This is a genomic window from Tatumella terrea (assembly GCF_039523755.1).
GTDB lineage: Bacteria > Pseudomonadota > Gammaproteobacteria > Enterobacterales > Enterobacteriaceae > Tatumella > Tatumella terrea.
In genome coordinates this window covers 19,275-31,069 of the sequence record NZ_BAAAFX010000023.1, presented here as the reverse complement: position 1 = coordinate 31,069, position 11,795 = coordinate 19,275, and the positions used below count along the sequence as shown (strand labels likewise).

Here is an 11,795-nt window from a genome sequence, read left to right as displayed (position 1 = left end):
TGTTGAACATGGACCCTTTTTACATCATGCACTGGATCGATCAAGTAGTCTTAAACGATCGGCATTAGGCCAGAGGCCCTTTTTTACTGTCCGGTATATTCAGTAAATAACCTTATGCCCATAACTGGCAATAATGGCTTTAATTCTTTCCATTGTCTCTTTCGGGGGAGGCCTGACACCTTCGAGCTGATAGTCCTCACCCATTGTGGTCCATTTGTGTTTGCCCAGTTCGTGATAGGGCAGCAGTTCAACTTTCGTTATGTTATCCATCGGGGCGATAAACTGTCCCAGCTGATGAGCTGACGCATCATCATCACTGTATCCCGGTACGACGACATAACGTATCCAGGTGTTCTGCCCGCGTTTATGTAAATACTCTGCAAATTCCAGCATCCGGTGATTCGGCACACCGGTCAGTTTCTGGTGAATTTCATCATTAATTTGTTTCAGATCCAGCATGACCAGGTCTGTGACATCCAGCAATTCATCAATTACATGATCATAACGGCGTACGAAGCCATTGGTGTCCAGGCAGGTATCAATTCCGGCCTCTTTGCAGGCCCGGAACCAGTCACGGACAAACTCTGCCTGCAGAATCGCTTCACCGCCGGATGCGGTCACTCCGCCGCCGGAAGCCTTGATATAGTGACGATATGAAAGGAGGTCATTCATCAGTTCCTGAACAGAGACTTCTTTACCGCCGTGGGTATCCCAGGTGTCCCGGTTATGGCAATAGAGGCAGCGAAGCAGGCATCCCTGAAAAAAGACGATAAAACGAATCCCCGGCCCGTCAACGGTTCCGCAGGATTCGATAGAATGAATATGACCAGTCACTGACATGTAATGGTTCCTCCTTTTTACCTGCCACAAAAAACGCAGGACGGGTATTCAACGGGCCAGGGGGGTCGAAACCCTGTTCTTATCTGAGCGATAGTAAAACAGCGTAAGCAAAAAGGCTCCTTTTAAGGAGCCTTTTACGGTAATGACTCAGTGGCTTCAGATGGACTGAGTAAAGGTACGGGTAATTACATCATGCTGCTGTTCTTTGGTCAGAGAGTTAAAGCGTACGGCATAGCCTGAGACACGAATCGTCAGCTGAGGATATTTTTCCGGGTCTTCCATCGCTTCCAGTAACATTTCACGATTCATGACATTCACGTTCAGGTGCTGGCCGCCTTCAATCGCAGATTCATGGTGGAAATATCCATCCATAAGACCTGCCAGATTGGCTTTACGCACCTCATCATCTTTACCCAGTGCGTTAGGCACAATTGAGAAGGTATAAGAGATACCGTCTTTTGCATAGGCAAACGGTAGTTTCGCGACGGACGTCAACGAAGCAACGGCACCTTTCTGGTCACGTCCATGCATCGGGTTGGCACCAGGCCCGAAAGGTGCACCGGCCCGGCGACCATCCGGGGTATTTCCGGTTTTTTTGCCATACACCACGTTGGAGGTAATCGTCAGCACAGACTGCGTTGGGACAGCATGGCGGTAGGTATTCAGTTTCTGAATTTTTTTCATGAAACGTTCGACCAGGTCACACGCCAGATCATCCACACGGGAATCATTATTACCAAACTGCGGATATTCCCCTTCGATCTCAAAGTCGATGGCCAGGCCATTCTCATCACGAACCGGTTTCACTTTGGCATATTTAATGGCAGACAGTGAGTCAGCCGCGACAGACAACCCGGCAATACCACACGCCATGGTGCGGTAAACATCCCGGTCATGCAGCGCCATCAGTGCCGCTTCATAACTATATTTATCGTGCATGTAATGGATGATATTAAGCGCAGTGACATACTGTGTCGCCAGCCAGTCCATAAAATGATCCATCCGGGCCATCACTTTATCGAAATCCAGCACTTCATCGGTCATCGCAGGTTCTTTCGGTCCGACCTGGATTTTAAGTTTCTCGTCCATACCGCCGTTGATGGCATAGAGCATTGTTTTCGCCAGGTTAGCACGGGCACCGAAGAACTGCATTTGTTTACCGACCACCATCGGGCTGACACAGCAGGCAATCGCATAGTCGTCACTGTTAAAATCCGGACGCATCAGATCATCGTTTTCATACTGGATAGACGAGGTGTCGATAGAGACTTTTGCGGCAAATTTTTTGAAGTTCAGCGGTAACTGTTCTGACCAAAGGATGGTCATATTTGGTTCCGGAGAAGGCCCCATGGTGTAGAGGGTATTCAGGAAACGGAAGGTACTTTTGGTGACCAGTGTACGCCCGTCCAGCCCCATTCCTGCCAGAGATTCGGTCGCCCAGATCGGGTCACCGGAAAACAGTTCATCATATTCCGGTGTCCGCAGGAAACGGACCATACGTAATTTCATGACCAGATGGTCGATCAGTTCCTGAGCCTCATCTTCAGTGAGTTTACCGGCGCGGATATCGCGTTCGATATAGACATCCAGGAACGTTGAGACGCGGCCGAAAGACATCGCGGCACCGTTCTGCGATTTGACGGCAGCCAGATAACCAAAATAGGTCCACTGGACGGCTTCACGGGCATTGGTTGCCGGTGCAGAGATATCACATCCATAACGGCTGGCCATCTCTTTCATATCTTTTAATGCCTGATATTGATCGGCGATTTCTTCACGAAGGCGGATGGTCTCTTCCAGGTTTTTACCGCTTTCAAGATCACTCTGCAGAGAACCAAACTGTGCGAGCTTATCTTTCATCAGGGCATCAATCCCGTACAGGGCCACACGACGATAATCGCCGATGATCCTGCCGCGACCATAGGCATCCGGCAGACCGGTCAGGATGCCGGATTTACGGCAGCGCATAATATCGGGGGTGTAAACATCGAAAACCCCCTGATTATGGGTTTTACGGTAGTCAGTAAAGATTTTTTTCAGTGCCGGGTCGAGCTGGCGACCATAGACCTGACAGGAGCCTTCCACCATACGGATACCGCCATAAGGGATCAGAGCACGTTTCAGTGGGGCATCCGTTTGCAGACCCACGATTTTTTCCAGGGATTTATTGATGTATCCCGCATCGTGGGAAGTGATCGTGGAAGCCAGGTCTGTATCAAAGTCAACCGGCGCATGGGTACGGTTTTCGATTTTGATCCCTTCCATGACTTTATCCCAAAGCACGGTGGTAGCTTCGGTCGCTGTACTCAGGAAGGCTTCATCGCCCTCGTAAGGGGTATAGTTTTTCTGAATAAAATCACGAACGTTAATGCTGTTCTGCCATTCACCGGCGGTGAATGCCTGCCACGCCACGGCCATTTTTTCGTTGAGTTCAGTCATGATATGCCTGCCTTATTAAGTTGAGTTGAGCGCACCGGCAGCATTATGCGTGCCTGGCGGTACAAGGAATCCATAAAGTAACGACCTGTCACTGACGTACACCATCGTTACGCAGATAAATCATCCAGTAGGTTAAGCCTACTAACAGGCCTCCGCCGAGAATGTTTCCCAGGGTGACCGGAATCAGGTTGTTCAGAATAAAATGGCTTGGGGTCAGGGAAGGGAATTGATCCGCAGAGATCCCTGCCAGTTGCCAGAATTCGGGTGAGGCGAAATTTTTGATGACGATCCCCAGCGGGATCATGAACATATTGGCAATACTGTGCTCGAAACCGCTGGAGACAAACATAGTGACCGGCAGGATCATGGCGATCGTTTTATCGGTGAGCGACCGACCGGAGTAACTCATCCATACCGCCAGGCAAACCAGCAAGTTGGCCAGTATTCCCAGCACGACAGCTTCCACGAAGGTGTGATGCATCTTATGGTCAGCCGTTTGCAGGACATTCATTCCCCAGCCTCCGTTGGCCAACATATGTTCTCCGGAAAACCAGATTAACCCGACAAAAAAAAGCGCACCAAACAAATTTCCTATGTAAACGTTTATCCAGTGGCGCGCGAGCTGACCCCAGCTGATACGTTTACTGGCTTTGGCGACCACAATGAGGACGGTTGAGGTAAAAAGGTCGGCACCACAGACCACCACCAGAATCAGCCCGAGTGAGAAACAGAAGCCGCCAGCCAGTTTTGACAGCCCGTAAGGCAGAGCAGAGCTACCGGTCGTGGCGGTGATATAAAAGGTAAATGCGATGGAGATGAATACACCGGCAGTGATGGCCAGAAAGAACGTAGTTAAGGGATGTTTCGAGGCTTTATACACCCCGGCATCTTCGGCAACTTTCGCCATGGCTGCCGGCATCAGTAAATTAAAAGGATTGTCAGTTTTCACACTAACCCCTCCGGGTTTTTCGCTGAGTTAAGCGTAACAAAACGTTTATAACCGCAACTTGATGTGGATCATTATTCACCTCTGCAGGGGGCAAAAACAGGTGTAATTATCCGGTGTTTTTTAATTAACTAATTGAAATATAACGTTAAAATTTTTTTTAAAAAATATCTTTATTGTTGATTCCGGGGGCTGTCGCACCCTTGTGATTAGGTTTATCTGCGAATGTCGGGACTGGAAAAAAGGAGGGTCGTGAAAGGGGGAATGAAAAGACAGAACTAAAAACAGCGCCGTTCTCACGGCGCTGTCGGGGGAGTGTCAGTACGCGGTATCAGCGTGTTTTCCAGTGCTCACGTTTGGCGTTCTGGAGTTTCTCATACGCTGCCAGTAATGACTGATGTGCAGGGAAGGCCTGAAGATCGGCATCCACAGGATGTAATCCATAGAAAGGTGCTTCACCGCTCAGAGCGGCAGAGGCGGCTTCAACCGTATCACTGCCGTACATCCGGTTAAACGCGTTCAGGTATTCCACTGCAGTACGCTCATCTTCCTGAGCCAGTAACAGTAAAGTCTGCAGACAACGGTAGTAATTTGCCCGTTCGGCACTGAAGACAGAACCATTAAACTCGATGGTCCACTCTGTCCAGATCAGCGCCTGCTCTGTATCACCGCCGGCCAGCGCCAGCATGGCTTTCAGCTCACCGACACGCAAGGTTGACCAGCCACTGTCTTTACCGGTGGCCAGCCCGAGCAGCTCACGCACCCGGGTGAAATCATCCAGACCTTCATCATCGATTCGCGTGATCAGATCCAGATAATCCTGAGCTTCCCACTCACTGTCAGGCAGACTCAGGAAGAGATCACGGAAATCTGCACCCATATTGTTATTGGCCAGCATCAAGTCTTCTGCGGGATAAATATCTGACATGCCAGGGACGATAATACGGCAGGCATACACTCCGAGATGCTCATAGTCCGCAATATAGACTTCCTGCTGCTCCGCTTTAAAGATATTCATCAGCGTTGTAAATTCTTCATCCGTCGTGCCGGAGAAAGACCAGTCAGCAAAAGGATAATCAGGCGTATCTTTGAACATATCCCAGGAAATCAGTCCGCTGGAATCGATAAAGTGGGTTTCCAGATTGGTGTGTTCAGCGACTTCTTCATCATCGAAGGTGGGCGGTGTGAAGACGTCGAGATCTTTCAGGCTGCGACCCTGCAATAGTTCGGTCACCGTACGCTCCAGCGCCACACCAAAATCAGGGTGTGCACCGAAGGAGGCGAAACAGGTACCATTAGAAGGGTTGAATAACACCACACAGATCACCGGATATTTGCCACCCAGCGACGCATCATAGGCAAAAATAGGAAAACCTTCGGCTTCCAGCTGACCGATGGCTTCCGTCACGGCAGGATAACGCGCCATGACCGCGTCAGGAATTTCCGGCAGGCTGATGGACTCAGCAATAATGCGGTTTTTAATATAGCGCTCAAAGACTTCAGAAAGCCCTTGTACACGCGCTTCACTGGCGGTGTTACCGGCAGACATGCCGTTGGAAACATACAGGTTACCGATGATATTCATCGGAATATAGACCGTCTTGTTGTCCGACTGGCGGGTGAAAGGCAGGGCACAGATCCCGCGCTCATCATTGCCGGATTGTAAATCGATCAGCAGGCTGGCACCCAGCACATCATCCGGGTCATAAAATTTACGTAAACCGTCATCCAGCAGCCCTTCCGGCAGACTGTCATCCTCTGTCAGCGGGAACCACTTTTCGTCCGGGTAATGCACAAAATCACCCGCTGAAATACGGTTACCCAGCCAGAAATCGGCAAAGAAATAGTTGGTCGATAAACGCTCGAAGTATTCACCCAGCGCGGAAGCCAAAGCCGCTTTACGGCTGGCGCCTTTACCATTAGTAAAGCAGAGCGGACAATCGCGATCGCGGATATGCACTGACCACACATTGGGGACAGGGTTCAGCCATGAGGCTTCTTCAATGTTGAAACCCAGCGCCTGTAATTTGTCCTGAAACCGGGTGATGGAATCTTCCAGTGCGGCATCTTTGCCTGGTATAAATGTTTGTGTCATGGGCCGCGTTCTCCCGGGGATCATGAGTAATTGAGTTGCCGGCAATGATACGGATTTTCTTCCGCTATCGCTATGAGGATGAATGAAAATTATCACCTGTACGGAATGCGCCGGCAGGGGGAGTCTCAAGGTCAGCAAAATATGGCAGGATAAAACACCAGTGCCATGAAGGAACAGGGGGATATCCTTTAAAATCATCACCTGCAGAGATTTATTATTGCAGGGTTATTGCCGCAGTGATAAAACCGGTAAGTACCGGATAATCATTCGTTGTAACCATGGTGAGTATAAATGACGCAGGTGTATAATTTTAGTTCTGGCCCCGCAATGTTGCCAGCAGAAGTACTTCGTCGTGCACAGCAGGAACTGACAAACTGGCAGGGACTTGGCACGTCTGTAATGGAAATCAGCCATCGCAGTAAAGAGTTCATCCAGGTGGCGGAAACGGCTGAGCAGGATTTTCGTGACCTGCTGAAGATCCCCTCGAATTACAAAGTACTGTTCTGTCATGGTGGCGGGCGCGGGCAATTTTCTGCAGTCCCTGGCAACCTGCTCAACGGTGCAAGCCATGCGGATTATGTCGATGGTGGTTACTGGGCACATAGCGCCATCAAAGAAGCTGAAAAATTCTGTACGCCTAACACTATCGATATCAAAGTCAGCCATGAGGGCAAAACGGCGCTTCTGCCGATGAGCCAGTGGAAACTGAATGATAATGCGGCTTATGTTCACTATTGCCCGAATGAGACGATTGATGGCACGGCAATTTTCGAACAGCCCGATTTTGGCGATAAAGTGGTCGTGGCTGACTTTTCGTCCACCATTTTGTCCCATGAAATTGATGTCAGCCGCTATGGTGTCATTTATGCGGGTGCTCAGAAAAATATCGGTCCGGCCGGACTGACACTGGTGATCGTCCGTGAGGATTTGCTCGGCAAAGCCCGTACCGATTTACCGTCAGTCTTTAATTATTCTGTGCTGGCGGATAACGGTTCGATGTTTAACACTCCGCCAACCTTCGCCTGGTACCTCTCCGGTTTAGTCTTTAAGTGGCTGAAAGAGCAGGGCGGCGTCGCTGCAATGGAGAAGCGTAACCAGCAGAAAGCGGACCTCCTGTACAACACCATTGATAACAGCGGCTTCTACCGGAATAATGTGGCGACAGCCAACCGTTCACAGATGAACGTGCCTTTCCAGTTAGCCGATGCTGCGCTGGATAAACTTTTCCTGGAAGAGTCTCTGAATCAGGGACTGCATGCGTTGAAAGGTCACCGGGTGGTCGGCGGAATGCGGGCTTCCATCTATAATGCCATGCCGCTGGCTGGCGTACAGGCCCTGACCGATTTCATGCTGGACTTCGAACGTCGTCACGGCTGATCCCTCGGATGGCTGTTTTTTGTGTTTACCCCGTCATGGACGGGGTTTTTGTCTTATAAAAAGAGTGATTTTACATGTCGGATTCTCTGACCTTACAACCTGTCGCCCATGTTGAGGGCACCGTAAACCTGCCGGGTTCCAAAAGTGTTTCCAACCGGGCACTGTTGCTTGCCGCCATGGCGAAAGGCACGACACGCCTGACCAATCTTCTGGACAGCGATGATATTAAACATATGCTGAACGGATTATCCCTGCTTGGGGTTCAGTATTCACTTTCTGAGGACCGTACCGAATGTGTGGTGACCGGGACCGGGGGCGCGTTACGTTCTGACGCCGGAGTTGAACTGTTTCTGGGGAATGCCGGTACCGCGATGCGTCCGCTGGCCGCAGCGTTAAGTCTGGCCGGCAATGATATAGTGCTGACCGGTGAACCGCGCATGAAAGAACGCCCGATTGGTCATCTGGTCGATGCCCTGCGTCAGGGGGGGGCGGACATTACTTACCTGGAAAACGAAAACTATCCGCCACTGCGGATCGGTGGAGGCTTTACCGGAGGGGAAATCAGTGTGGATGGCAGCGTTTCCAGCCAGTTCCTGACCGCATTACTGATGGCGGCACCACTGGCCGCCCGACAGACGGTGATCACTATCAAGGGCGATCTGGTGTCGAAACCTTATATCGATATTACGCTTAACCTGATGAAATGCTTCGGTGTGACGGTCGAAAACCAGTCCTATCAGCGTTTTGTGATTGAAGGCGGGCAGCAGTATCAGTCTCCGGGCGATTATCTGGTTGAAGGCGATGCATCCTCTGCATCCTATTTCCTGGCGGCGGCGGCCATTCGTGGCGGCACCGTGCGTGTGACCGGTATTGGCCGGGGGAGCGTGCAGGGAGATATCCGTTTCGCGGATGTGCTGCAGAAGATGGGGGCAGAGATCGAATGGGGCGACGATTACATTGCCTGTCGCCGTGGCAGTCTGAAAGGCATCGACATGGATATGAACCATATCCCTGATGCGGCCATGACCATTGCCACGACCGCGCTGTTTGCTGAAGGCACTACGCGGATGACCAATATCTATAACTGGCGTGTGAAAGAAACCGACCGTCTGGCGGCGATGGCAACGGAATTGCGTAAAGTGGGTGCGGTGGTTGAAGAAGGCCATGATTACATCGATATCACCCCACCGCAAAAACTTCAGCATGCGGAAATCGCAACCTACAATGACCACCGTATTGCGATGTGTTTCTCGCTGGTGGCACTCTCTGATACACCGGTGACTATCCTTGACCCTGGCTGTACGGCGAAGACTTTCCCTGATTATTTCCGGCAGTTTGCGGCATTGAGTCAGTAAAAATTGCCCGCGCTGGTCAATTATCGTCTATGTTTATTCTCAGCACCGGGACACCGGCGCTGAGAGATTAGCTGAAAATGTTGTTTTCCTGGCTGACTGACAGCATAAGCCTCTGCTACTTATTACGTTTAAGAGAAGGTATACTGATAGCTGATGGCGTTTTTACAGGCTGAATTCAGTACAGTGACAAGGAGATAACGATGACAACAGTCCCGGTGATTACCATTGATGGCCCGAGCGGAGCAGGAAAGGGTACGTTATGTAAAGCCCTGGCTGAAACATTGCAATGGCACTTACTTGATTCAGGGGCTATCTATCGGGTGCTCGCATTGGCCGCGTTGCATCATCAGGTGGATATCGGTTCTGAAGAAGCCTTAGTGCCCATCGCGGCTCACCTTGATGTCCGCTTTGTGTCGGTAGAGGGTGAGTTACAGGTGATCCTCGAAGGTGAGGAAGTCACCCACGAAATTCGTACCCAGGAAGTCAGTAATACCGCCTCTAAAGTGGCCGCATTCCCGCGCGTTCGTGAGGCGTTGTTACGTCGCCAACGCGGATTTAAAGAAGCACCAGGCCTGATTGCGGATGGCCGTGATATGGGCACCGTGGTCTTTCCGGAAGCCCCGGTGAAGATTTTTCTTGATGCAAGTGCAGAAGAAAGAGCGCAACGGCGCATGCTACAGTTGCAGGAAAAGGGCTTTGATGTTAACTTTGAGCGCCTTTTATCCGAGATAAAAGAACGGGATGATCGTGACCGCAATCGTGCAGTGGCTCCTTTGGTGCCTGCCGCGGACGCGCTGGTAATTGATTCTACCGGCATGACTATCGACCAGGTGATTGAAAAATCTCTGGATTATGCGAAGTCTTTGCTGAAGAGTTTCAATTAATCCCCGTGGGAAATTGAACAGAATGCTTTACCTTCGTTTCATGGATGAGGCGAAGAATGTGAAACAACCCCATCCGACAAGAAGTCAGATGGACGTTAAATTGAAGAATCCTGAAGATTATCAATATGACTGAATCTTTTGCTCAACTCTTTGAAGAGTCGCTGAATGAAATCGAAACCCGTCCGGGTTCCATTGTTCGTGGTGTTGTTGTTGCTATCGACAAAGACATCGTCCTGGTTGATGCGGGCCTGAAATCTGAATCTGCAATTCCTGCAGAGCAGTTCAAAAACGCAGCCGGCGAACTGGAAATCCAGGTAGGTGACGAAGTTGATGTAGCCCTGGACGCTGTCGAAGACGGCTTCGGTGAGACTCTGCTGTCCCGTGAGAAAGCTAAGCGTCACGAAGCGTGGATCACGCTGGAAAAAGCTTACGAAGAAGCTGAAACTGTTACCGGTGTTATCAATGGCAAAGTCAAAGGCGGCTTCACTGTTGAGCTGAACGGTATTCGTGCGTTCCTGCCAGGTTCACTGGTAGATGTGCGTCCGGTTCGTGATACTCTGCACCTGGAAGGCAAAGAGCTTGAATTCAAAGTAATCAAGCTTGATCAGAAACGTAACAACGTCGTCGTTTCACGTCGCGCAGTTATCGAATCTGAAAACAGCGCTGAGCGTGATCAGCTGCTGGAAAACCTGCAGGAAGGCATGGAAGTCAAAGGTATCGTTAAGAACCTGACTGACTACGGTGCATTCGTTGATCTGGGTGGTGTTGACGGTCTGCTGCATATCACTGATATGGCGTGGAAACGTGTTAAACATCCAAGCGAAATTGTTAACGTTGGCGACGAAATTACAGTTAAAGTACTGAAATTCGACCGCGAGCGTACCCGTGTATCTCTGGGCCTGAAACAGCTGGGCGAAGATCCTTGGGTTGCTATCGCTAAGCGTTACCCTGAGAGTACTCGTCTGACCGGTCGTGTAACTAACCTGACTGACTACGGCTGCTTCGTTGAAATCGAAGAAGGCGTTGAAGGTCTGGTACACGTTTCTGAAATGGACTGGACTAACAAAAACATTCACCCATCTAAAGTTGTTAACGTGGGCGATGTTGTTGAAGTTATGGTTCTGGACATCGACGAAGAACGTCGTCGTATCTCCCTGGGTCTGAAGCAGTGCAAATCTAACCCATGGCAGCAGTTCGCAGAAACCCACAACAAGGGCGACCGTGTTGAAGGTAAAATCAAGTCAATCACTGACTTCGGTATCTTCATCGGCCTGGACGGTGGCATCGATGGTCTGGTTCACCTGTCAGACATCTCCTGGAACGCGACCGGCGAAGAAGCTGTTCGTGAGTACAAAAAAGGCGACGAAATCGCTGCCGTTGTACTGCAGGTTGATGCAGAGCGCGAGCGTATCTCTTTAGGCGTTAAGCAGCTGGCTGAAGATCCTTTCAACAACTACATCACACTGAACAAAAAAGGTGCGATCGTAACTGGTAAAGTTACTGCAGTTGACGCGAAAGGTGCTACAGTTGAATTAGCTGACGGCGTTGAAGGTTACCTGCGCGCTTCTGAAGCTTCACGCGACCGTATCGAAGATGCGACTCTGGTTCTGAACGTAGGCGACGATGTTGAAGCTAAGTTCACCGGTGTTGATCGTAAGAACCGCATTGTAAGCCTGTCTGTTCGTGCGAAAGACGAAGCTGACGAGAAAGATGCAATTGCTACTGTTAACAACAAACAGCAAGACGAAAGCACCTTCTCTAACGCGATGGCTGAAGCCTTCAAAGCAGCATCTAAAGGCGAGTAATTGCCCTGAAGAGGCAGACAACAGCGTTATGCTGTTGTCTGTTCAGGCCAGCTG

The 11,795-nt window shown here is 50.3% G+C and carries 8 protein-coding genes; 4 read left to right on the top strand and 4 right to left on the bottom strand.

The annotated features are described in order from the left end of the window. Positions 1–99: 99 nt before the first annotated feature. The 4 genes from pflA to ycaO all read right to left on the bottom strand — a co-directional run bounded on the left by pflA (position 100) and on the right by ycaO (position 6,320). Entirely contained in the window at positions 100–840 is a 741-nt protein-coding gene (gene pflA / locus ABD035_RS16365) for a pyruvate formate lyase 1-activating protein (RefSeq protein ID WP_343871202.1), read from the bottom strand. Between the two features lie 156 nt (positions 841–996). Beyond that, on the bottom strand, positions 997–3,279 hold the full coding sequence (pflB, locus tag ABD035_RS16360; RefSeq protein ID WP_212713852.1) for a formate C-acetyltransferase: 2,283 nt from the start codon (positions 3,277–3,279) through the stop codon (positions 997–999). A gap of 88 nt (positions 3,280–3,367) precedes the next feature. Continuing rightward, positions 3,368–4,228, bottom strand: coding sequence for a formate transporter FocA (gene focA / locus ABD035_RS16355; RefSeq protein ID WP_343871200.1), 861 nt, complete (start codon positions 4,226–4,228; stop codon positions 3,368–3,370). 328 nt (positions 4,229–4,556) lie between these two features. After that, positions 4,557–6,320 carry a 30S ribosomal protein S12 methylthiotransferase accessory factor YcaO gene (gene ycaO / locus ABD035_RS16350; protein ID WP_343871199.1) on the bottom strand — a complete coding sequence of 588 codons (1,764 nt, stop codon included), beginning with the start codon at positions 6,318–6,320 and terminating at the stop codon, positions 4,557–4,559. Positions 6,321–6,611: 291 nt separating this feature from the next. Between ycaO and serC the strand changes: the two genes are divergently transcribed. From serC to rpsA, 4 genes are all read left to right on the top strand, one after another. Then, entirely contained in the window at positions 6,612–7,697 is a 1,086-nt protein-coding gene (gene serC / locus ABD035_RS16345; protein WP_343871198.1) for a 3-phosphoserine/phosphohydroxythreonine transaminase, read from the top strand. 74 nt (positions 7,698–7,771) lie between these two features. Then, entirely contained in the window at positions 7,772–9,052 is a 1,281-nt protein-coding gene (gene aroA / locus ABD035_RS16340; protein WP_343871197.1) for a 3-phosphoshikimate 1-carboxyvinyltransferase, read from the top strand. A 200-nt stretch (positions 9,053–9,252) separates the two neighbouring features. After that, a complete protein-coding gene (gene cmk / locus ABD035_RS16335) occupies positions 9,253–9,936 on the top strand; it encodes a (d)CMP kinase (protein WP_212713847.1) in 684 nt (227 codons plus the stop codon). Positions 9,937–10,061: 125 nt separating this feature from the next. Beyond that, entirely contained in the window at positions 10,062–11,741 is a 1,680-nt protein-coding gene (gene rpsA / locus ABD035_RS16330) for a 30S ribosomal protein S1 (protein ID WP_343871196.1), read from the top strand. The last annotated feature ends 54 nt before the right edge of the window (positions 11,742–11,795 follow it).

Bases quoted from the DNA above. Each gene is read 5' to 3' on its own strand.
- pflA (WP_343871202.1), bottom strand. From the start codon at position 840: ATGTCAGTGACTGGTCATATTCATTCTATCGAATCCTGCGGAACCGTT.
- pflB (WP_212713852.1), bottom strand. From the start codon at position 3,279: ATGACTGAACTCAACGAAAAAATGGCCGTGGCGTGGCAGGCATTCACC.
- ycaO (WP_343871199.1), bottom strand. From the start codon at position 6,320: ATGACACAAACATTTATACCAGGCAAAGATGCCGCACTGGAAGATTCC.
- serC (WP_343871198.1), top strand. From the start codon at position 6,612: ATGACGCAGGTGTATAATTTTAGTTCTGGCCCCGCAATGTTGCCAGCA.
- aroA (WP_343871197.1), top strand. From the start codon at position 7,772: ATGTCGGATTCTCTGACCTTACAACCTGTCGCCCATGTTGAGGGCACC.
- cmk (WP_212713847.1), top strand. From the start codon at position 9,253: ATGACAACAGTCCCGGTGATTACCATTGATGGCCCGAGCGGAGCAGGA.
- rpsA (WP_343871196.1), top strand. From the start codon at position 10,062: ATGACTGAATCTTTTGCTCAACTCTTTGAAGAGTCGCTGAATGAAATC.